Genomic DNA, 19590 nt, shown 5'->3' on the forward strand with positions numbered 1-19590 from the left:
CGTGTCTGACAAATCCGCCATGATCCAGGCTTGGGTCATCCGGCATTCTCCGCCGGGCGCCGCCCGACCAGCATCGGCACCTCGAAGCTGCGGCCGGCGCGTACTACCGAGAGGCGGATCGAGCTGCCGGGTGCCGCGGCGGCGATCGCGCGGATCAGGCTGCGCGCGTTGTCGACCTTGTCGCCGTTCACCGTATCGACCGTGTCGCCCGCCTTCAGGCCGGCGCGCATCGCGGGGCCCGCCCGGTCGATCGCCACGATGGTGACGCCGGGACCCTGGTCCGGCCGCTCCTCCAGCGTCACGCCGAGCCAGCCGCGGTCGATATGCCCCTTCTCGCGCAGCTGCGCCACGATCGGTGCCACGATCTCCGACGGAATGCCGAAGCCGATGCCGACCGAGCCGCCGGTCGGCGAGACGATGGCGGTGTTGAGCGCCACCACCTGGCCGCTCATGTTGAAGGTCGGGCCGCCGGAGTTGCCGGGGTTGATCGGCGCGTCGAGCTGGAGGAAGTCGTCGAAGGGTCCCGCGCCGATATCGCGTCCGCGCGCCGAGACGATGCCCGCGGTCACCGAGGACCCCAGCCCGAACGGGTTGCCGGCGGCCAGGATCCAGTCGCCGACCTCGACCCGGCGGCTGTCGCCCCAGCTCACCCAGGCCAGCGGCTTGCCCGGCTTGACCGCGATCACCGCGATATCGGTCAACTCGTCGGTCCCGAGCAGGCGCGCCGGCAGTTCTGTGCCATCAGAGAACGACACCGTGATCTTGTTGGCCGAGCCGACCACATGGTTGTTGGTCACGATGATGCCGGCGGGGTCGATCACGAACCCGGAGCCGGCGCCCAGCATCTGCTCGCGCCGCCGGCGCATGCGCTCGCGGAACTGCTTCTCGAAGGGCGTGCCGCGCAGGGCCTGCGGCACCTTGATCCTGGCGTCGCCGGACGCATCGCCGACAGCCGCGTTCTCGTCGTCGACATCCTGCGTCACCGCGATGTTGACGACCGCCGGCACCACATGGCGCACCAGCGGCGCGAAGCTGAGCGGACCGGAGCGCACCAGTGCCGGCACCGTCGGCAGGGTGGCGAGCATGTCCGACGCAGCCGCGTCCTGCGCCCGGGCCGGCGCGCCGGCGGCCGCCGTCAGCAAGATCGCGACCGGAACCAGCCGTGCCAGCCGGTGGACCCGCTTCGCTTTGCCGGCTACGCGCGTCGAGCAGGTCGTCATCGTCTCATCCTGTGATCATCTTAGTACCAAAACGAGGAGAACGGCAAAATAATGCGCAGGAAGCATCAGCGTTGCGGCGCCGTAGCAGGGTTTTCCGGCCAGTCGTGCTTCGGATAGCGGCCGCGCAGGTCCCGCCTGGTCTCGATCCAGGCGCCGGTCCAGAAGCTGGCGAGATCGCCGGTGATCGCCGCCGGCCGACCGGCCGGGGAGAGCAGCGCGAGTCGCAGCTTCACCCGGCCCTGCGCCAGCCTGGGCGTTTCGGTCAGGCCGTAGAAGGCCTGCGCGCGCGCCGAGGCAAGCGGCTCGGCGCCGGTATAGTCGATGGGGGCGCGCAGGGTCTGAAGCGAGAGGTGCGTCGGCAGGGCCCGGTCCAAGGCCGCCGCCTGGCGGTGATCGAGCTGCCCACGCAGCAGTGCATGCAGGTCCAGTGTCCTGAGATCGGCGACGCGCGTGCAGCCCGCGAGGTGCGGGACGAGCCACTGTTGCATTGCGGCTGCGAGGGCCGCGTCGGACAGGTCCGGCAACGCAGCACCCAGCCCGAGATCGTCGAGTGGCGCGGTCCGGGCGACAGCGACCCGCGCCTGGAACTGGCAGGCGGCCTCGCTCCAGTCCAGCACTCCGCGCAGGTTGCGCGACGCGGCAGCGGCCAGCAGCGTCGCCACCTCGGCCGGGTTGGCGGCGCGAGTGCGGTCGCGCAGGATAAGGGCGCCGAGCCGGGTGCGCCGCCGGCTCAGCACCGCGCCACTGACCGGATCGATCGCGCTCTCCACCTGCTCCGTGGTGCGCGCCAGCAGTTGCTGCGGCAGGTCGTCGGGATCGAGCGCCGCCGCCAGCCGGATCTGCGCCGCGTCGCGCACCTGCAGGCTTGCTGCCACCAGCAGGCCGGCACTGGCCAGCGCATCGTCGCGGCCGAGCCGGGCGCTGCCGCCGCCGGACAGCCGGAACGCGCCGGGCTCGCCCCGCCGCTGCGCGATGCGGTCGGGAAAGGCGGCGGCCAGCAGTCCGGCGACATCGCCATGCGCCGGTGCGGTGGTGTCGAGCCGGCGGCGGAACTGGTTGGCCGACTGGCGGATGCGTGCGAGCGCACCCCGGTCGGCGTGGCAGGATTCTGCTCCGGCCAGCAGCGCCAGCCGCAGCGCGATATCGACCGGCGGATCGGCCACGCCGCTGCCCGGACGCGGTCGTAGCGGATCGCGTTCCTCGAGCAGCGCCGCGAGATCGGCGGCGAGCGCGCGCTCGGCGGCGTTGCGCGCCGCCAGCATCATCGCCGCCAGCCGCGGGTGCGCGCCGAACGCCGCCATGCGCCGACCGGATGCGGTGATCGCGCCGGCCTCGTCCAGCGCGCCGAGATCGGTGAGCAGGGCGCGCGCGGCCTCGCTGGCGCCGTGCGGCGGCGGGTCGGGCAGCGGCAGTGCCGCCAGCGTGGTGCCCATCGCCTCGGTCCAGGCGGCCACGTCCAGACGCAGGCCGGAGAGTTCGGCATCCAGGATCTCCGGACGGTCGTGCACGGCGAGGCCGCGCTGGGTGGTCGCGGTCCAGAGCCGCAGCGCCAGCCCCGGCGCCTCGCGTCCGGCGCGTCCCGCGCGCTGGTCCGCCGCCGCCCGGCTGATGCGCAGCGTCTCCAGCCGCGACAGGCCGCTGCCGACATCGAGCCGTGGCGCCCGCCGCCAGCCGCCATCGACGACGATGCGCACGCCCGGCACGGTCAGCGAGGTCTCGGCGATCGAGGTCGCCAGCACGATCCTGCGGAGCCGGTCCCCGGAAGGTCGGCGCAGCTGGTCCCCGGCGGGCGCCTGCAGCACCAGGTCCTGCTGGGCCGGCGGCAGTTCCCCGTGCAAAGGCAGGATCTCGGCCGGCAGCCCGGCCAGGGCGGTGGCCACCCGCCGGATCTCGCCGACACCGGGCAGGAAGGCGAGGATGTCGCCGACAGGTGTGGCGGGGTCGGCGAGCAGGCCGCGCAGCGCGCGCGCCATCGCGTCGGGCAGGTCGCGCAGCGCGGCCGGATCGCGCGCGGCGTGGCGTATCTCGACCGGGAACAGCCGGCCCGCGCTCTCGATCACCGGTGCCTGCAGCCGCGCCGACAGCGAAGCGCCATCCGCGGTCGCCGACATCGCCAGCAGGCGCAGCTCCGGTCGCAGGCTGCGCTGCAGGTCCAGGCAGAACGCCAAAGCGAGATCGCCGTCCAGGCTGCGCTCGTGCACCTCGTCGAGGATGACGCAGCCGATGCCGTCCAGGAGCGGATCGGAGAGCAGCCGCCGTACCAGCAGGCCCTCGGTGACGACCTCGATCCGCGTCTGCGCCGAGACCGCGTGGTCGATCCGGGTGCGGTAGCCGACCAGCTCGCCGGCCCGCTGTCCGATGAGCGACGCCATGCGATGGGCCGCCGCACGCGTGGCGAGGCGCCGCGGCTCCAGCATCACGATCTTCTGGTCGCCGAGCCATGCTGCACCAGGCCAGGGGGCGCCCAGCAGGGCCAGCGGCACCAGCGTGGTCTTGCCGGCGCCGGGTGGCGCGATCAGCACCGCATTCGAGGCGGGCGTGGTGCGCGCCAGCGCCGCGAGCAGCGCCGGGAGCGCGTCCGCGACCGGCAGCGACTGCAGCAGGGCGTCGGAGAGGGTGATCGAAACGGACGTCGCTCCTACCAGTGCGGGCCTGTGTATGGCGCGCGCGCCGTTCACGCCATGCCATGCTATGTGCCGGTCATGCTGCTTTGCCTCAGAATCCTGCTCGCGCTGGTCCTGCTCCTCGCGCTGCCCCTGCATCCGGGCCGCGCCGCGGAAAGCAACATCGTCGCCACCGACCATGACAGCGTCAGCCTGGTCAGCGAGACCGATGGCTTCACGCCGGGCCGGGAGCTGACGGTCGGGCTGCGGCTGCGGCTGGCGCCCGGGTGGCACACCTACTGGTCCAACCCGGGCGATGCCGGCGAGGCGCCGACCGTCGACATCGTCGCCTCGGGCGCCTCCTCGGGCCATGCCACGCGCATCGACTGGCCGGCGCCGCTGCGGCTGCCGGACGGCCCGCTGATGAGCTACGGCTATGTCGGCGACGTGGTGCTGCCGGTGCGGCTGTCGCCGGCAACGACCGGCACGGCCGGCGGCGGACCGCTGCTGCTGAGCGCCAGCGCCGAATGGCTCGCCTGCGCCAGCGTCTGCGTGCCGGAGCATGGCAGCTTCAGCCTGCGACTGCCGCAGGGCACGCTGTCCGGTCCGTCCGCCCAGGCGCCGCTGTTCGCGCAGGCGGCCGCGCGCCAGCCGCTGCCGTCGCCCTTCAAGGCCACGCTGACGCCGGACGGCCTGGAACTGTCCGGCAGCGGGCTGGGTCCGGCGGTGGTGCATGACGCCTGGTTCTTCCCGGCAGCACCCGGCCTGATCGACCAGATCGCAGCGCAGCGGGTGACGGTCACGCCCGGCCTGGTCCGGATCGGCCTCAAGCCGCTGCCCGATCTCGCCCGCGCGCACGCGATCGACGGGCTGGTGGTGCTGCGCGATGCGGCCGGCAACGAGAGCATGCTGAGCGTGTCGGCCCCCCATGCTGCAACAGGCACTAAGGGCACCGCCGCCAGCCCCGGCGATGCCGGCGGCTTCTCGCTCGCCGCCTTGCCGCGCCTGCTGCTGCTGGCCCTGCTCGGCGGCATCGTGCTCAACCTGATGCCGTGCGTGTTCCCGGTGCTGGCGATGAAGGCGCTGGCGTTCAGCCGCATCGCCGGCTCCCACCATGCGGAGCAGAGGCTGAGCGCCGCCTTCTACACGGCCGGCGTGCTGGCCGCCTTCGCCGCCCTCGGCGCCCTGATGCTGGGCCTCCGGGCGGCGGGCTCGGCGGCGGGCTGGGGGTTCCAGTTCCAGTCGCCGTTGTTCGTGGCCGCCATCTGCTGGCTGCTGTTCGCGGTCGGCCTCAACCTCGCCGGGCTGTTCGAGATCGGCGGCAGCTTCGCGGGCTTCGGCCAGGGCCTGGCGGCGCGGCGTGGCCACGCCGGCGACTTCGCCACCGGCCTGCTCGCCGTGCTGGTGGCGACGCCGTGCACCGCGCCGTTCATGGGTGTCGCCATCGTGGGGGCGCTGGCCGCCCCCGCCGCCGTCGGCATGGCGGTGTTCCTGACCATGGGGCTCGGCCTCGCCTTGCCGTATGCGGTGTTCACCCAGCTGCCCGGGCTCGCGAGAAGGCTGCCGCGCCCGGGCACCTGGATGCTGGTGCTGCGGCAGGCGCTGTCGTTCCCGCTCTTCGCCGCCTGCGCCTGGCTTGCCTGGGTGCTGTCGATCGAAGCCGGCGACCGCGGCATCCTGGTGCTGGCGGCAGGCCTGGTGCTGCTGGCCTTCGCAGGCTGGCTGGTCGGCCTGTCGCAGCGCATCGGTGTCTCCGCCACCTGGCGCGCGCGTTCATGCCTGCTGGCGGCCGCCCTGAGCACCGTCGCAGCCTTGGTCCTGCTCCCCGCCCTGGCCGGAAGGCAGGAGGCCGGCGCATCCGCCCTGCCTGTCGTGACCGGGAGCGAGCCGTTCAGCGAGGCCCGGCTTGCCGAACTGCGGCGGCAGGGCCGGCCGGTGCTGGTCGACATGACCGCGGCCTGGTGCGTAACCTGCCTGGTCAACGAGCGGCTGGCGCTGACACCGCCAGCCGTCCAGCGGGCCTTCGCGTCGCACCACGTCGTCACCCTGCGCGGCGACTGGACCCGCCGCGACGAGCGGATCGGCAGCTACCTGCGCGACCACGGCCGCGACGGGGTGCCGTTCTACATTTTCTACCCGGCGGGCCGGGAGGGGCACGTGCTGCCGCAGATCCTGACCGCCGGCCGGGTGCTGCAGGAGGTCGATGGCGCCTGAGCGGGTAGCCGCATCCGGTGGCGCGGAGCGGCTCACGGTCTAGGTAGCCGGGCGAGCCAGCCGGCCGAAGTCGTCGATCACGCGAACCTGGTGCGGGCGTTCCCCCCAATTCCAGAACACGACGTTGACATCGGTGGTCGTGGCGCCGGACGCGAAGCTCGGCACGATGATGCCGGCACAACCTTGGGCAATCAGGCGGTCGGCGAGCACCCAGCTGGGCGGGACCTCTCCGCGCGTCGACAGGTCCTTACAGGGACCGGCAAGGTCGGCCCCGCCGACCCCGTGCGCCGATCGCGTCGCCGGATCGGTCAAGTCCAACACATCGTCGCAATCGACGTCATAGGCGCACAGCGTCATCGGCTGCGCCTTGAACGCGAACCCCTGTTGCGCCTCGAGCCAGGCGGTCTCGAAGCGCAGGGCGGTATAGAGAGCCCGAAGACCGGTCCGGTTGAAGCGCCCACCGGTGCCGGCAGCGCCCTCTCCCGAGCCAGGGCCGAAAGACCAGCGAGGATTATGGGCCCGATAGACGATGCGGCTCAGCCTCACGCATAGCCGCCGAGCGCGATCCCGGACAGGTAGCTCATGACGTGCCGGGCGCGGCCGGCCCGGACGAGGTCTTCCGCCGTCTGGTCCCCGAAGGCGGGAATCGGCTGCGAGCGATACCAGGCGAAAGCCTGCTGCACCGAGCCGCACCAGGGCAGGATGCGGTTGATGATCTCGGTCACCTCCCGCAGGCGGACCTGTGTCGCCGGCGTCCGCAGCCGGGTTGTCTTGGACACGGAATCCCGCGCCAGTCCGGAGGCGGTCGCCAGTTCGCCCCGGGTCACGCGAAGGATGCGACTGAGCCGATCGGGCGCCACGACGCCATCGGCGTCGATGACGGCATCGAGAAAGCCGGGTTGTGTCGCCGCTGACATTTGCCTCGCCTTTTGCCCCATCCATGGGACAAAACATGCGCTGGCTGAGAGTGGGGTGCAAGCCCTATCGCAACGCCATACTCGCCGCGCAGGCCGAGCCGAGGCAAAGCCGGCGCGCGCAGCTCCCTGTGATCCAGCGTGAACCGACCAGGCTCTAGGTCATGTGGACGGAATCGGCCAGGGATTCACAAGACGGTCGATCAGTGATTCATAGCGGGTCGGCAGAAGTGGACCTGTTTGATGCTGACGCGGATGAGCGAGGAGGATTGGGAGATCGTTCTGGAGGTCTTCCGGGGCTGTCTTCCGAGGCGGGGCGACAAGGCTCGTGATGACAGACGCTTTCTCGAGGCGCTGCATTTCTTCACGCTGCAGAACGTCTCGTGGCGGGCGCTGCCAGCCGAATACGGGCTCTGGAACACGGTCTGGAAGCGGTTCTCGCGGCTGAGCAACAGCGGTATCTTCGAGGCATTCTTTCAGTCGCTGGCCGAACTCAGCCCCAGAGCGCACCTCGTGCAGATGTTCGACAGCACTACGGTTCGCGCTCATGTCTCGGCCGCAGGTGCAAAAGGGGGCAGCAAAATCAGGCGCTTGGCCGGTCGCGCGGCGGCTTCTCGACCAAAATCCACCTCAAGACCGACTTCGATGGGCAGCCACTCGCCTTCCATCTGACCGGCGGCGAGGCCAACGACAGCCCGCAGTTCCCCCTGTTGCTCGGCATCGGTCCCGACATCAAGCCGCGTGCCGTGCTGACTGACAAAGGCTACGACGCCAAGAGCAACCGAAGCGCAGCACGAGAGCTTGGCATCGTCCCACTGATTCCGGTCCGCAAGATCACCGTCCACAGCCCCAGGCACTTCCCGAGGCTGCTCTACAAAACTCGCGCCCGTATCGAGCAGGCAGTCGGCAAGCTCAAGCGCTTCAAGCGAGTAACATTGCGATGCGAGAAAACCCGGCAGAACTACGAGTCAATCGTGGCCTTCGCCTGCGGCCTCATCTTGTCCAAATCCGTCCACATGACCTAGAGCAAGACCGGCTCAAGTTGAGCCGGTAAACTTGCTCTACCAGATTGATCTAGAGACTGCTTCACGTCTCAGGCTGGTTCAGCCTGAGACGATCAGGCTCTAGTAGCCCGGAGGTGTCGCTCCCGGCGTCGGAGAGACCCCGGCTGGCGCCTGCAGATAGCTCGGCGGCGCTGACCGCTGCGGGGCCGGAGCGGGCGTGGCGGCGTCGCCGGGAGGGGCGCCGTCCGGAAACACCGGATCGGGATTTGCGGCCGCGGCGGGGTCCTGCGACGGTGCCTCGACCGGCGCGGGAGCGGGTGCTGCAGGCGGAGCCTCGCCGCCGGGGGGCGCCAGCATGAGGGGACCGCCGGAGGGCGCGCCGGTGGTGTCCGGCCCGGGTCCGACCGGCACCGCGCCGACCGGGGTGGTGCCGACCGGTGCGCTGCCGGGCGGCCCGGCGGCGTAGCCGGGGTTGCCCGGCGGCGACAGGTTCTGCTGCTCCACGCTGCCGGCCAACGGCGCGCCCCCGGCATCCACCAGCCAGTCGCGCAGCGAGCGGCGCAGCTGGAACTCCAGTTCGACATTCATGTCCTGCATCATCTGCCGGTTCAGGTCGTAGAGCTGCCGGCGCGTGCCGGCCGCGGCATCGGGATCGCCGGGCACCAGCTGGCGCGAGACATGCGCCTCGGCGTAGCCCGCATGGCCGCCATTGGTGGTGACGATGTCGAGATGTACCGCCATGCGGCCATCGAGGGTGCCGCCGGGCTCCTCGATGATCGCGGCGCGATCGATGGTGAACACGGCGCTCCCGGAGTTGCCGGCGGCTACCAGCCGGTCCTGCGCCATGCGCTGCAGCGCCTGGTCCGGCGGCACCGGCGCCGTTTGGCCGATATCGCCCGGACCGGCGCCGCCGTCCTGGACATGATCCACGATGGACAGGGTGCCGACGTTCAGCCGCAGCTTCGACAAATAGCTGTAGTCCGCCGGCGGGAAGGTCGCGTCGGCGGTGTCCTCGGAGCCGCCGCACGCCGCCAGCGCCAGGCAGCCGCACAGCACCAGCCAACACGCAAAAGCGGGCGTCGGACGCAGCCAGGCCCAGGACGGAGTGCGCAACGCGGCAAGAGACATCGGGATACTCCAGGTCCGGGCGGTCTGCAGGAGGCTCGTTCAGCCGGCCGCATTTCCCTTAACGCTCTCGCGCGGAAACCGGAAATCCACCGCGCAGAACTCGCAGGTCATGACGATGTCGCCGCCGACGGTCATGTGGTCGAGGTCCTCGCTCGGGAAGCCCTCCAGGATCCCCGCCAGCCGGGCGCGCGAGCAGCGGCAGCCATAGGCCAGCGCGCGCGGCCGGTCGGCGGCGACGCCTTCGCTGTGGAACAGGCGGTATAGCAGCTCCTCGGCCGACAGCCGGTCGTCGAGCAGCTCGTCATCGGTCAGCGTCGCCGCCAGCAGCAGCGCGGTGCGCCAGCTCTCGACCGCCGCATCGCGAGAGCCGGCGGCGGCATCGACACGCGCGCGGTCGCGTTCGACGCCGTCCTGCAGCACCAATCCCGAGGCGGTGCCGGCGCCGTCGGCATGGCCGCCGCCATGCGCGATGCGCTCCAGCACGAGGGCGGCGGCGCGCCAGCCGGCATCGGTATGACGCGCCGACAGCCGCACGCTGCAATCATGCTGCTCGGAGGTCTCGAAGTAGTACTGCGCCATCTCGGCGAGGCTGTCGCCCGCGATGGCGACGATCCCCTGGTGGCGCTCTGCCTCGCCCCCCTGGTCGACGGTGAAGGCGAGGTAGCCGCTGCCGAGCAGGGCCGCAGCGTTCGGCTCCGGGTGCTTTGCCAGCAGAAGCGCGAAGCGCTCAGGGTCGGTGCGCGCATAGAACCGCAGGGCGCCGGCTTCGGTGCAGTCGGCCAGCAGGATCGAGACCGGGCCGTCGCCCTTGGCCTGCAGGCTGAATGAGCCCTGGAACTTGAGTGCCGAGGCGAGCCCGGCGACCAGGGCGAGCGCCTCGCCGGCCAGGCGGTTCACCGGCTCGGGATTGTCGTGCCGGGAGATCAGCGCATCGGCGAGTGCGCCGAGCCGCACCAGGCGGCCGCGCACCGGTCGATCCGGCATGTAGAACGGGGTGATGCCGCGCGGCACGACGATGTCGGGCACGTCGGGGCGGCTGCTATCGAGAAAGGCGGGGGTTTCGACCATGCCGCCAAGATAGGGAGCGCGCACCATGATCGCCAGGGAGCCCCCATTCAGCTTACAGGCTGTCTGAAAACGCCTGATGCTGGATGAGAGCGGCCGGAACGGTCGCGGCCGGCGTGACTTTCCGAGCACCGCAGCGCAGCGGCCGTCTGGCCGTGAGCAGTGGAGCGCAGGAAAGTCGCGTTGGATCGCCAGCAGCAGGCGTTTGCAGGCAGCCTCTCAGAGGTTGTCGCTGATGTCGGCTTCCAGCGCTTCCAGCTTCCGTTCCAGCGCATCCACCGTCGCCCGCGACAGGTGCTCCTCCTCGAGCAGCGCGGTCAGCAGCCGTCTGCGGCAGCGGTCATGGGTCTCGTCGAGGTCGCGGGTACGGCCCGCCGCGGCCAGGCAATCGAGGTAGCTGTTGCGCAGCGCGCGCAGCGCCGGCCGCTGCGGCAGGGTCGCCAGGATCTCGTCCACGCCCTGCTCGACCCAGCCCGGCGTTGCCGGCACGTCCTCGGTGGCGGAGGGTGTGGCGATCGGGCCGGATGGCGGCCGATCGGTGTCGCCGGGGTCGCTCATGATGCGTTCCTGACCGGCTGCGCGGCTACGGCCTGCTGGGCGGCTTCAGGCCGCTCCCCGGCGGCCTGCCGGGCAAGCTCGCTCCAGTGCACGCCGCCCAGCGCCCAGAGCAGCAGCGCCTTCTGGGCGTGCAGACGGTTCTCGGCCTCGTCGAACACCACCGACCAGGGACCGTCGATCACCTCGTCGGTGACCTCCTCGCCGCGATGCGCCGGCAGGCAGTGCATGAACAGCGCATCCGGCGCGGCCTGGCGCATCAACCTTGCATCGACGCGGTAGGGCTCGAGCGCATGCGACCAGTCCTCGGCCGGGTCGTCGGACATCGACATCCAGGTGTCGGTGACCACGCAGCCGGCACCCGCCACCGCCTCGGTGGCGCTGCGGGTGAGGGTGATCGCGCCGCCCTGGGACGCCGCCCAATCCAGCACCTCGGCCTCTGGCGCGAGCTCGGCGGGGGTGGCGATGCGCAGCGCGAATCCGAACCGCACCGCTGCCTCCACCCAGGACACCGCGACATTGTTGCCGGCGCCGCACCAGGCCACGGTCTGGCCCGCGATCGGCCCGCGATGTTCCTCGAAGGTGAGGATGTCGGCCAGGATCTGCACCGGATGCGAGCGCGAGGTCAGCCCGTTGATGACCGGGATCGTGCTGTGCGCCACCAGCTCCTGCAGCTTGCCGGGATCGTCGGTGCGCAGCACCAGCGCGTCGAGGAAGCGCGACAGCACCCGCGCGGTGTCCGGGATGCTTTCGCCGCGGCCGAGCTGGGTGTCGCGCGGCGACAGCACGATGACCTCGCCGCCGAGCTGGCGCATCGCCACCTCGAACGAAACCCGCGTCCGGGTCGACGGCTTTTCCATCATCAGCCCGAGGGTGCGACCGGCGAGCGGACGGCCGGGATGCAGCGGATATTGCCGTCCCTGCTGCGCGCGCTTCATGACCGAGGCCGCGTCGAGGATGGCGCGCAGGGTGGCGATGTCGAGGTCGCGCAGCTCGAGATAGTGCCGCACGGGGGTCATTTTCGGCGCAAGCGGCGAGCCGCTGTCGGGGTCACGCCGACAAGGCCGGCTCGGACTGCCGCACGCGCGCGGCGGCGGCGGCAAGACGCCGCACCGCGTCCAGGCATTCCTCCGGCGTCACCACCAGCGGCGGCACCAGCCGCAGCACGTTCTCGCCGGCCGCCACCACCAGCAGCCCCTCCTGCATGCAGGCGGCCTGCAGGGCGCTGTTCGGCAGCACGCATTGCAGGCCCTGCATCAGCCCGAGGCCGCGGACGCCGCAGAACGCCTCGGGATGAGCCGCGACCAGCGCCTCCAGCGCCTCGCGCAGCACGCTGCCGGTATGCACGACCTGGTCCAGGAAGCCCGGTGCCAGCACCACGTCCAGCACCGCGTTGCCGGCGGCGCAGGCCAGCGGGCTGCCGCCGAAGGTGGTGCCATGCGATCCCGCGGTCAGATGGCGCGCCACCGCCTCGGTGGCCAGGATCGCGCCGAGCGGGAAGCCGCCGCCGATGCCCTTGGCGCTCGACACCACGTCCGGGCGCACCCCGGCCCACTCATGGGCAAACAGCCTTCCGGTGCGGCCCATGCCGCATTGCACCTCGTCGAAGCCTAGCAGCAGCCCGAACTCGTCGCAGGCGGTGCGCAGGTCGCGCAGGAAGCGCGCATCCGCCGACCGCACGCCGCCCTCGCCCTGGATCGGCTCGATGATGATGCCGGCGGTCTGCGGCGTGATCGCGTCGCGCAAGGCGTTGAGGTTGTTGATCGGGACATGGTCGAAGCCGTCGACCGGGGCGCCGAAGCCCTGCAGGTACTTCTCGTTGCCGGTCGCCGACAGCATCGCGAGCGTCCGCCCGTGGAAGGCGCCGGAAAAGCAGATCATGCGGGTCCGCTCGGGCTGCCCGGTGGCATGCATCGCGCGCCGCATCAGCTTGACCATGCCCTCGTTGGCTTCGGCGCCGGAATTGCAGAAGAACACGCTGTCGGCGAACGAGGCATCGACCAGGCGTTGCGCCAGCCGCTCGGCCTGCGGGATGCGATACAGGTTCGAGACATGCATGACGCGCGCGGCCTGCTCGCTGATCGCGGCGACCAGGTGCGGGTGGCCGTGGCCGAGCGAGGAGGTCGCGATGCCGGCGCCGAAATCGAGATAGCGTCGCTGGTCCGCGCCGTACAGCCAGACGCCTTCGCCCCGCTCGAAGGCGAGGTCGGCACGGTTGTAGGTCGGCATCAGGGAGGCGATCATCGGCTTGGTCCTGCACGGATCGGCACGGGTCTCGCACCGTGCCGCCCAGGGCATGATGCCAGCCATCATGCCCTGCCTGGGAGCTGCTCTAAACGAGACGGCGCGTTGCTCACGCGCCGCCCGGCGCGCCGGATGATGCAGTGCACCGGCCGGTCTCGTCAAACTTCGGCCGGGGCCGGCGAACGGCTGCCGCAGGGGTGGGAATCAGCCGGGAAGGGGACCATACTACGCCTCTGTCGGCGGCCAATACGGTCGGCGCAGTGCTATGAAGCCCGGTCCGCGCGATGCTGCGCGTTCGGGTCCGTCAGAAGGAGAATCGATGGCGTTCAAGGTCAATTATGCCTTCCAGAAGGCCGAGCGCGACCGTGCCAAGCAGGCGAAGAAGGAAGCGAAACGGCGCGAGAAGGAAGGCCAGGATCAGCAGGAGGCCAGCTCGGCCGGTGGCCCCGCCGGCGGTTCGGCGCACGCGGCCGATGCGACACTCGATCCCAAGAGCGGCGGCGAGGAAGAGGGCAGCCCGTCCTGAACCGCGTGTGACGTTGCCCGGCGGCAGGCAATCGCAGCCTGCCGCCTTCAGAGTGCCGCCCCCTTCAGAGTGCCGCCCGCGGAGTGGCGCCAGGCTGAGGGCCGGGTGTTCAGGCTGCCTTCATGGTCGTGGTCAGGCGGTCCAGCACTGCCGTCTTCTCGACGCCCTCGACCACCGCGATCTCGGCGCCGAACCGGTCCAGCGCCAGTTCGAACAGCTTGCGCTCGCTGAAGCTGCCTTCGAGGTTGTCGACGTGGCGCTGCAGGTCGCGAACCACCTCGGCCACCTGCAGCAGGTCGCCGGAATTGATCCGGGCCTGGATCTCGACGGCGCGGCGCGCCCAGAGCGCCTTGCTGATCCGCGGCTTGCCCTTGATCACCGCCATCGCCTTGTCGACGACGTCCCGGCTCGCGATCTTGCGCAGCCCCGACGCGCGGGCGCGGGCCAGCGGGATGCGCAGGGTCATCTGGTTGTCGGAGAACGAGACCTGGATCACCTCAAGGGAGTGGCCAGCGATCTCCTCGGTGCCGATGCGGTCGATATGGCCGACGCCGTGCGCCGCATAGACGACGGCATCCCCTTCCTTGAACGGATCGTTGTCGAGAGTCTTCTCATGGCCGGCGGTATTGGCGGCGGCCTTGCGGACCTGGGCCTCGGTCATGGCGGTCCGTGTCGCCGGCTTGAAAACGTTCATGAGTGGCCTCCCGCCATCGTGGTTTGACGTGGAAAGCGTTGCCGCATCGTCATCCCCTGCTAGTGTGGGGCACGGACCGATGATCCGGGCGGCCACTTACATCATCCTCGCGAGGCAGCCGGCAATGCAGCCTGCTTCCCGCGCCAAGCATCATGCCATAAACCGGCGTTCGCGGATATGGTGGTGACACCGCAGCGCACCAATGGCTAGAAACCGCGTTCCACCAGAACCAGATGCCCGACTTGCTCACGCCGGTTGATGCCCGAACCGGGGAGCTGACGATCCGGGCAAACGGATAAAAGGATCCGACCATTTTCAAGCAGAACAAGTTCAGCGAGCGTCAGCAGACGTCCGCGACCGCCAAGGCGACCCTGCTCGCCAAGTTCAACGCCCGCCCCGCGCCCGACGACCCGGCCGTGCTGGAGCGCCAGGCCGAGCGCCGCGCCATCGTCGAGGCCCGCGAGGCCCGCATGGCCGAGCGTCGGGTGGAGCGCGAGCAGGAAGCCGCGCGTGACGCCGCCGAGCGCGCCGCCACCGCCGCCGCCGACGCCGCCCGTCTCGCCGAGGACGAGCTCGCAGCCAAGGAGGCCGCGCGCCAGGAGGCGCTGCTGAAGCTCGAGCAGAAGGCCGCCCGCGACAAGCGCTATGCCGCCCGCAAGGCGCGGCGCTAGGCCCGGCGCAACCGGCGCCGTCCACCCCGGCGCCGTCCCGGATGCCGGGGCGCTGCGCGAGGCGGCGCTCGCCCATATCGCCCGATTCTCCACCACCGAGGCCGGTCTCGCCCGGGTGCTGTCGCGCCGGCTGCAGCGCTGGGCGCAGCGGTCGATCGCGGCCGGCGCCGATCCCGAGGCTGTCGGCGCGCAGCGCGCGCAGGCATCCGCTTGCGTGGCCGCGACCGTCGCCGAGCTGAGCCGGACCGGGGCGGTCGACGACGAGATCTTCGCACAGTCGCGGGCCCGCGCCCTGGCCCGGGCGGGCCGCTCGCGCCGGGCCATCGGTGCGCATCTGGCACAGCGCGGCGTCGCCACACAGGCGGCGGCAGAGGCGGCCCTGGCTGCCGCCGCCGGACTGGGCAGCCCCGATGACGCCGAGTTCGCCGCCGCCCTGCTGCAGGCCCGCCGCCGCCGGATCGGCCCGTTCCAGCGCGCCGCCGGCCCAATCTCCGATGACAGCGTCTCCGGCGACAGCATCTCTGGCGACAGCCTCTCCGGCGACAGCCAGGACGCGCGGCAGCGGCGGCGGGCGGCGCGAATGCGGGCCCTCGCGGCACTGGGCCGGGCGGGCTTTGCCCACGATGTCGCCAGCCGCGCGCTCGACGCCGACCTCGCGACCGCCGAGGCGCTGATCGCCCGGTTGCGGAATTCCTGAAGGTGGCCGGTGGCGAGCGGCGCTGGCTCGCCCTGGCGGTGCTGGCGCTCGCCTGCCTGCTGTCCGGTTGCGCGGGTGGACCGCAATGCGCGCCGTATGCCAGGCGGTTGACCGGGGTTGCCCTGGCCGGCAATGCCGGCGGCTGGTGGACGCAGGCCGCCGGCCGCTACGCCCGCAGCGACTGGCCCGAGCCCGGCGCGATCCTGGTGTTCCGGCCCACCCGCCGCATGCCGGCAGGGCATGTCTCGGTGGTCCGGCAGGTGGTCGATGCCCGTACCATCCTGGTCGACCATGCGAACTGGGAGCCCGGGCGGATCGACCATGCCGCACCGGTCCGCGACGTCTCGCGCGACAATGACTGGAGCGCAGTGCGGGTCTGGTGGCGCGCCCTCGGACGGCTGGGAACCCAGGTGCATCCGACCTACGGCTTCATCCTGCCGACGCGTCCGGCGTCGATGGCGATCCCGGTTGCTTCCGGGGGCGGGGGGCTGCCTCCGGCAATCAGCGCTTGCATGGCCGCGCCGGGGGAGCCATGTGCTCCAGACACGGAAAGAATGGGTCCGCCTTTGGGCGGCAAGAGGGTGTGATGGGTAGTCTGAGCATCTGGCACTGGCTGATCGTGCTGGCGGTGGTCCTGCTGCTGTTCGGCGGCAGCAGCAAAGTGAGCTCGCTGATGGGCGACTTCGCCAAGGGCATCAAGTCGTTCAAGAAGAACATGAACGACGACGAGTCGATGGAAGCGCAGTCGTCGCCGGGGGCCCAGTCCCATCCGGTGCAGCCGAACAGCATCGCCTCGCCCGGCATCACCCAGACCTCCTTGCATACTCCGGCGCCCCCGGTCGGCTCGACCCAGGAGCCGGTGCGCCACAACTGAGGCCCGATGCCGGACGCAGGGTCGCGCGCGACCGGGGACGGCCGTCCGGACCTCGATCGTGTGGCATGGGATCGTGCAGTCGGCGAGATCATCCGCGCCGGCCAGCGCATGGACCGGCATGGCTGGGTGCCGGGCACCGCGGGCAATCTCAGCCATCGCCTGCCTGGCGGTGAGGTCGCGCTGACCCGCAGCGGCGGCCACAAGGGCTTCCTCGACCCAGGCTCTGTCATCGCCGTCGACCCGGACGGCCACGTCGTGCGCGGCGCCGGGCGGCCGAGCGCCGAGGCCCTGCTGCACCTGCAGATCTATGCCGAGCTGCCGCAGGCCAACGCGGTGCTGCACGGCCATTCGGTGCCGGCCACGGTGCTCTCGATGGCGACCGAGACCGCGGCGCTCGAGTTCGCCGGCTTCGAGTTGCTGAAGGTGTTCGAGGGCCAGCAGAGCCACGCCACCACGCTGACCCTGCCGATTTTGGACAACGACCAGGACATCGCCCGTCTGTGCACCCGCGTCGGGCCGCTGCTGCCAGGCATGACGATGGGATACCTGATACGCGGGCACGGCGTGTATGTCTGGGGACCCTGCATGGAGACGGCACTGGCGCGGCTGGAAGGCCTGGAGTTCCTGCTGGCCTGCGCCCTGGAACAGAGGAGATTGCGAGCATGAGCCGTCTGACCGTGTTTCGGGACGACACGCCCGGCACGCCGCTGCTGCGCACCGAGGAAGCTGCTGTGATCGCAGGCGAGCTGGCCGCGATCGGGGTGCGGTTCGAGCGCTGGGACAGTCCGGTGGACCTGTCGCCGGACGACAGTCCGGAGCTGATCCTGGAAGCCTACCGTCCGCATCTCGACCGGCTGATGGGCGACCTCGGCGCGGGCACCGCCGACGTCATCAAGCTCAACCGCGCAACGCCGGACCTCGCGGCCATCCGCCACAAGTTCCTCTCCGAGCACACCCATACCGAGGACGAGGTCCGTTTCTTCGTGCACGGCCAGGGCAGCTTCATCCTGCATGTCGGCGACCGGGTGTACGACGCGCACTGCACCCAGGGCGACCTGATCGCGGTGCCGAACGGCATCAAGCACTGGTTCGATGCCGGCGAGGCGCCGTTCGTGACCGCGCTGCGCGTGTTCACTGACACCAGCGGCTGGGTCGCGCATTATACCGGCGACACCCTCAGCGAGCGCTTCCCTGCCGCCTGAGCTGGTCCTCCCGCCTGACCTGGTCCTGATGGACATCGAAGGCACCACGACGCCGATCGCGTTCGTGCACCGGGCCCTGTTCGCGTATGCGCGCGCCGCATTGCCCGGCCTGCTGCGCGATCGCGCGCACGAGCCGGCGATCGCCGCTGCGATCGCGGCGATTGCGGACGTGGCGCCGGGATGCGACCCGCTGGCGCAATGCCTCACCTGGATGGACCAGGACGCCAAGGTCACCCCGCTGAAGGCGTTGCAGGGCATCGCCTGGGCGGACGGCTACGCGGACGGCAGCCTGCAGGGGGAGCTCTACCCGGACGTGGCCGCCGCCTTGCGGGCCTGGCATGCCGCAGGCGTGCGCCTCGCGGTCTATTCCTCCGGTTCGCAGGCGGCGCAGCGACTGATCTTCGGCCATACGCCGGACGGCGATCTGTGCGTGCTGTTCTCGGCCTTTCTCGACACCAGGATCGGCGGCAAGCGCGAGGTCTCCAGCTACGCAACCGCTGCATCGTCCCTCGAAACGGTGCCGACCCGCATGCTGTTCCTGTCGGATGTCGAGGCAGAGCTCGATGCCGCCGCCGGGGCGGGGCTGCTGACCTGCCAGCTCGTGCGGGCGGCCGACGCCACCGTCGCGGGCACCCGGCATCCGGTCGCGGCGGATTTCGGCGCGGTGGCGCTGCGGTTCGGCCTGCCGCAGGCATGAGTAAGCTCTACAACGACTGGCGGGCGCTGCCGGAGACCGCGCGCGGCGGCATCGTGGCGCTGGGCAATTTCGACGGCGTGCATCTCGGTCATGCCCACCTGCTGCGCACCCTGCATGCGGCCCGTCCCGACGGCGTGTTGAGCGTGCTGACCTTCGAGCCGCATCCGCGGCAGCTGTTCCGGCCGCAGGACCCGCCGTTCCGCCTGACCCTGTCGGGCGAGCGGCAGGCGGCGCTGGCAGCCCTCGCGGTCGCCAACATCTACGAGATCGACTTCGACGAGGCGTTCTCGCACATCACCGCCGAGCGCTTCGTGCGCGAGGTGCTGCACGCGGCCCTCGGGGTGCGGCACCTCGCCTGCGGCCGCGACTTCGCCTACGGGCACCGACGCGGCGGCGATGTCGCGAGCCTGGCGGCGCAGGCGGAGGCGCTCGGCATCGGGCTCACCATCGTGCCGGCGCTGTCCGACGCGGAGGGGCCGTATTCCTCGACGCGCATCCGCCGGGCGCTGCAGGACGGCTATCCGGAACGCGCCACCGAGGAGCTGGGCCGTCCCTGGGCGGTGCGCGGGATCGTCATCCACGGCGATGCGCGCGGGCGCCTGCTCGGGTTTCCAACCGCGAACGTGTCTCTCGGCCTGCATCTCGAGCCGGCACGCGGGGTGTATGCGGTGCGTGTGCGGCTGCCGGATGGCAGCGAGCGCCCGGGCGTTGCCAATATCGGCCGCAGGCCCACCGTGAGCAGCACCAGCGAGAGCCGGCTCGAGGTCAACCTGTTCGATTTCGACGGCGACCTGTATGGCCGGGAGCTGTCGGTGGCGCTGCACACCCTGCTGCGCGCCGAGCGTCGCTTCGAGGGTCTCGACGCGCTGCGGGCGCAGATCGCGCGCGATGCCGAGCAGGCCCGGCGCTATTTCGAGGCGGGTGCAACCGGACCATCCTGAAGCAGAACCTCGACGATCGCGGTCCATTCCTGCTCCGGCGGCTGCACGGGCCAGGGCTGGCGGGCGCGTCGATACCAGGTGCGGGCATTGCCCTCATCGCCTTCGATGCGGTGCAGGTACGCGTGCACCCAGTCACAGGCGCTGTTGCCCTCGTCCTGCTGGGCGGCCGCATGCGCACGCTCCCAGTCCGGCTTCGCCCCCCACCACAGCGCCTGCAGCGCCAGGCTGAGCCCGTCCGCAGGTGCCTCCTGAGCCAGGCTGTTCCGGAATGCCTCGATGTCCATCCGCGATACTCCCCCTGCCGTGCTTGACCATCAGATGGGGGGATGAGCATAAACCGC

Annotated in this window: 21 protein-coding genes and 2 pseudogenes; 12 read left to right on the forward strand and 11 right to left on the reverse strand. The window is 71.1% G+C overall.

The window, feature by feature from the left end; translation table 11 throughout:
- Positions 1-35 precede the first annotated feature (35 nt).
- Positions 36-1220 carry a S1C family serine protease gene (locus ACQY4O_RS03115; protein ID WP_428374779.1) on the reverse strand — a complete coding sequence of 395 codons (1185 nt, stop codon included), beginning with the start codon at positions 1218-1220 and terminating at the stop codon, positions 36-38.
- Positions 1221-1285: 65 nt separating this feature from the next.
- Positions 1286-3841 (reverse strand): ATP-dependent helicase HrpB, encoded by a 2556-nt coding sequence (hrpB, locus tag ACQY4O_RS03120; RefSeq protein WP_428378085.1) that lies wholly within the window; start codon positions 3839-3841, stop codon positions 1286-1288.
- Positions 3842-3922: 81 nt separating this feature from the next.
- On the opposite strand from hrpB, the gene ACQY4O_RS03125 reads away from it, so the two are divergent.
- Positions 3923-6037, forward strand: a complete 2115-nt coding sequence (locus ACQY4O_RS03125) for a protein-disulfide reductase DsbD family protein (protein WP_428374780.1) — start codon at positions 3923-3925, stop codon at positions 6035-6037.
- 39 nt (positions 6038-6076) lie between these two features.
- Here ACQY4O_RS03125 and ACQY4O_RS03130 read toward each other — a convergent pair whose 3' ends face one another.
- Both ACQY4O_RS03130 and ACQY4O_RS03135 read right to left on the reverse strand, forming a co-directional pair.
- Positions 6077-6583, reverse strand: a complete 507-nt coding sequence (locus ACQY4O_RS03130; RefSeq protein ID WP_428374781.1) for an RES family NAD+ phosphorylase — start codon at positions 6581-6583, stop codon at positions 6077-6079.
- Positions 6580-6954, reverse strand: a complete 375-nt coding sequence (locus tag ACQY4O_RS03135) for an XRE family transcriptional regulator (RefSeq protein ID WP_428374782.1) — start codon at positions 6952-6954, stop codon at positions 6580-6582. The genes ACQY4O_RS03130 and ACQY4O_RS03135 overlap by 4 nt, the downstream gene beginning before the upstream one ends.
- Positions 6955-7206: 252 nt before the next feature.
- Here ACQY4O_RS03135 and ACQY4O_RS03140 point away from each other — a divergent pair, with 252 nt between their 5' ends.
- Together ACQY4O_RS03140 and ACQY4O_RS03145 are read left to right on the forward strand one after the other, a co-directional pair.
- On the forward strand, positions 7207-7623 hold the full coding sequence (locus ACQY4O_RS03140) for a transposase (protein ID WP_428374508.1): 417 nt from the start codon (positions 7207-7209) through the stop codon (positions 7621-7623).
- Positions 7557-7976: pseudogene (locus ACQY4O_RS03145) on the forward strand (transposase); the annotation flags it as partial. The gene ACQY4O_RS03140 and the pseudogene ACQY4O_RS03145, both read left to right, overlap by 67 nt.
- 99 nt (positions 7977-8075) lie before the next feature.
- Here ACQY4O_RS03145 and ACQY4O_RS03150 read toward each other — a convergent pair.
- The 5 genes from ACQY4O_RS03150 to ACQY4O_RS03170 all read right to left on the reverse strand — a co-directional run bounded on the left by ACQY4O_RS03150 (position 8076) and on the right by ACQY4O_RS03170 (position 12947).
- Entirely contained in the window at positions 8076-9083 is a 1008-nt protein-coding gene (locus tag ACQY4O_RS03150) for a hypothetical protein (RefSeq protein WP_428374783.1), read from the reverse strand.
- Positions 9084-9122: 39 nt separating this feature from the next.
- Positions 9123-10178, reverse strand: coding sequence for an Hsp33 family molecular chaperone HslO (locus tag ACQY4O_RS03155; RefSeq protein WP_428374784.1), 1056 nt, complete (start codon positions 10176-10178; stop codon positions 9123-9125).
- A gap of 189 nt (positions 10179-10367) precedes the next feature.
- Positions 10368-10706 (reverse strand): hypothetical protein, encoded by a 339-nt coding sequence (locus ACQY4O_RS03160; RefSeq protein WP_428374785.1) that lies wholly within the window; start codon positions 10704-10706, stop codon positions 10368-10370.
- Entirely contained in the window at positions 10703-11722 is a 1020-nt protein-coding gene (argF, locus tag ACQY4O_RS03165; protein ID WP_428374786.1) for an ornithine carbamoyltransferase, read from the reverse strand. Before argF ends, ACQY4O_RS03160 begins: the two co-directional genes overlap by 4 nt.
- 31 nt (positions 11723-11753) lie before the next feature.
- On the reverse strand, positions 11754-12947 hold the full coding sequence (locus ACQY4O_RS03170) for an aspartate aminotransferase family protein (protein WP_428378086.1): 1194 nt from the start codon (positions 12945-12947) through the stop codon (positions 11754-11756).
- Positions 12948-13266: 319 nt separating this feature from the next.
- Here ACQY4O_RS03170 and ACQY4O_RS03175 point away from each other — a divergent pair, with 319 nt between their 5' ends.
- Positions 13267-13473 carry a hypothetical protein gene (locus tag ACQY4O_RS03175; RefSeq protein WP_428374787.1) on the forward strand — a complete coding sequence of 69 codons (207 nt, stop codon included), beginning with the start codon at positions 13267-13269 and terminating at the stop codon, positions 13471-13473.
- A gap of 109 nt (positions 13474-13582) precedes the next feature.
- On the opposite strand, the gene ACQY4O_RS03180 is transcribed toward ACQY4O_RS03175, so the two are convergent.
- Positions 13583-14167 (reverse strand): CarD family transcriptional regulator, encoded by a 585-nt coding sequence (locus ACQY4O_RS03180; RefSeq protein ID WP_428374788.1) that lies wholly within the window; start codon positions 14165-14167, stop codon positions 13583-13585.
- 371 nt (positions 14168-14538) lie between these two features.
- Here ACQY4O_RS03180 and ACQY4O_RS03185 point away from each other — a divergent pair, with 371 nt between their 5' ends.
- The 8 genes and pseudogenes from ACQY4O_RS03185 to ACQY4O_RS03220 all read left to right on the forward strand — a co-directional run bounded on the left by ACQY4O_RS03185 (position 14539) and on the right by ACQY4O_RS03220 (position 19249).
- Complete coding sequence (locus tag ACQY4O_RS03185; protein WP_428378087.1) at positions 14539-14838, forward strand: DUF6481 family protein; 300 nt, start codon at positions 14539-14541, stop codon at positions 14836-14838.
- Positions 14813-15535, forward strand: coding sequence for a RecX family transcriptional regulator (locus tag ACQY4O_RS03190; protein WP_428374789.1), 723 nt, complete (start codon positions 14813-14815; stop codon positions 15533-15535). The genes ACQY4O_RS03185 and ACQY4O_RS03190 overlap by 26 nt, the downstream gene beginning before the upstream one ends.
- A gap of 2 nt (positions 15536-15537) precedes the next feature.
- A pseudogene (locus ACQY4O_RS03195) lies at positions 15538-15984 on the forward strand (CHAP domain-containing protein); the annotation flags it as partial.
- 137 nt (positions 15985-16121) lie between these two features.
- Complete coding sequence (locus tag ACQY4O_RS03200; protein WP_428374790.1) at positions 16122-16409, forward strand: twin-arginine translocase TatA/TatE family subunit; 288 nt, start codon at positions 16122-16124, stop codon at positions 16407-16409.
- Between the two features lie 6 nt (positions 16410-16415).
- Complete coding sequence (locus ACQY4O_RS03205; RefSeq protein WP_428374791.1) at positions 16416-17075, forward strand: methylthioribulose 1-phosphate dehydratase; 660 nt, start codon at positions 16416-16418, stop codon at positions 17073-17075.
- Positions 17072-17611, forward strand: a complete 540-nt coding sequence (locus tag ACQY4O_RS03210; protein WP_428374792.1) for a 1,2-dihydroxy-3-keto-5-methylthiopentene dioxygenase — start codon at positions 17072-17074, stop codon at positions 17609-17611. Before ACQY4O_RS03205 ends, ACQY4O_RS03210 begins: the two co-directional genes overlap by 4 nt.
- Positions 17612-17639: 28 nt before the next feature.
- Complete coding sequence (mtnC, locus tag ACQY4O_RS03215; RefSeq protein WP_428374793.1) at positions 17640-18308, forward strand: acireductone synthase; 669 nt, start codon at positions 17640-17642, stop codon at positions 18306-18308.
- Complete coding sequence (locus ACQY4O_RS03220; protein WP_428374794.1) at positions 18305-19249, forward strand: bifunctional riboflavin kinase/FAD synthetase; 945 nt, start codon at positions 18305-18307, stop codon at positions 19247-19249. The genes mtnC and ACQY4O_RS03220 overlap by 4 nt, the downstream gene beginning before the upstream one ends.
- On the opposite strand, the gene ACQY4O_RS03225 is transcribed toward ACQY4O_RS03220, so the two are convergent.
- The gene (locus ACQY4O_RS03225) at positions 19216-19533 is read right to left on the reverse strand and encodes a hypothetical protein (RefSeq protein WP_428374795.1); all 318 of its coding nucleotides are present in this window, start codon (positions 19531-19533) and stop codon (positions 19216-19218) included. The genes ACQY4O_RS03220 and ACQY4O_RS03225 overlap by 34 nt on opposite strands.
- Positions 19534-19590 lie beyond the last annotated feature (57 nt).

It is taken from the genome of Lichenicoccus sp., from assembly GCF_965277665.1.
Classification (GTDB): domain Bacteria; phylum Pseudomonadota; class Alphaproteobacteria; order Acetobacterales; family Acetobacteraceae; genus Lichenicoccus.

Coding starts and splice junctions, on each gene's coding strand:
- ACQY4O_RS03205 (WP_428374791.1), top strand. CDS start 16,416: ATGCCGGACGCAGGGTCGCGCGCGACCGGGGACGGCCGTCCGGACCTC.
- mtnC (WP_428374793.1), top strand. CDS start 17,640: ATGGACATCGAAGGCACCACGACGCCGATCGCGTTCGTGCACCGGGCC.
- ACQY4O_RS03125 (WP_428374780.1), top strand. CDS start 3,923: ATGCTGCTTTGCCTCAGAATCCTGCTCGCGCTGGTCCTGCTCCTCGCG.
- ACQY4O_RS03170 (WP_428378086.1), bottom strand. CDS start 12,947: ATGATCGCCTCCCTGATGCCGACCTACAACCGTGCCGACCTCGCCTTC.
- ACQY4O_RS03115 (WP_428374779.1), bottom strand. CDS start 1,220: ATGACGACCTGCTCGACGCGCGTAGCCGGCAAAGCGAAGCGGGTCCAC.
- argF (WP_428374786.1), bottom strand. CDS start 11,722: ATGACCCCCGTGCGGCACTATCTCGAGCTGCGCGACCTCGACATCGCC.
- ACQY4O_RS03200 (WP_428374790.1), top strand. CDS start 16,122: ATGGGTAGTCTGAGCATCTGGCACTGGCTGATCGTGCTGGCGGTGGTC.
- ACQY4O_RS03175 (WP_428374787.1), top strand. CDS start 13,267: ATGGCGTTCAAGGTCAATTATGCCTTCCAGAAGGCCGAGCGCGACCGT.
- ACQY4O_RS03150 (WP_428374783.1), bottom strand. CDS start 9,083: ATGTCTCTTGCCGCGTTGCGCACTCCGTCCTGGGCCTGGCTGCGTCCG.
- ACQY4O_RS03190 (WP_428374789.1), top strand. CDS start 14,813: ATGCCGCCCGCAAGGCGCGGCGCTAGGCCCGGCGCAACCGGCGCCGTC.
- ACQY4O_RS03225 (WP_428374795.1), bottom strand. CDS start 19,533: ATGGACATCGAGGCATTCCGGAACAGCCTGGCTCAGGAGGCACCTGCG.
- ACQY4O_RS03210 (WP_428374792.1), top strand. CDS start 17,072: ATGAGCCGTCTGACCGTGTTTCGGGACGACACGCCCGGCACGCCGCTG.
- ACQY4O_RS03180 (WP_428374788.1), bottom strand. CDS start 14,167: ATGAACGTTTTCAAGCCGGCGACACGGACCGCCATGACCGAGGCCCAG.
- ACQY4O_RS03135 (WP_428374782.1), bottom strand. CDS start 6,954: ATGTCAGCGGCGACACAACCCGGCTTTCTCGATGCCGTCATCGACGCC.
- ACQY4O_RS03160 (WP_428374785.1), bottom strand. CDS start 10,706: ATGAGCGACCCCGGCGACACCGATCGGCCGCCATCCGGCCCGATCGCC.
- ACQY4O_RS03155 (WP_428374784.1), bottom strand. CDS start 10,178: ATGGTGCGCGCTCCCTATCTTGGCGGCATGGTCGAAACCCCCGCCTTT.
- ACQY4O_RS03140 (WP_428374508.1), top strand. CDS start 7,207: ATGAGCGAGGAGGATTGGGAGATCGTTCTGGAGGTCTTCCGGGGCTGT.
- ACQY4O_RS03220 (WP_428374794.1), top strand. CDS start 18,305: ATGAGTAAGCTCTACAACGACTGGCGGGCGCTGCCGGAGACCGCGCGC.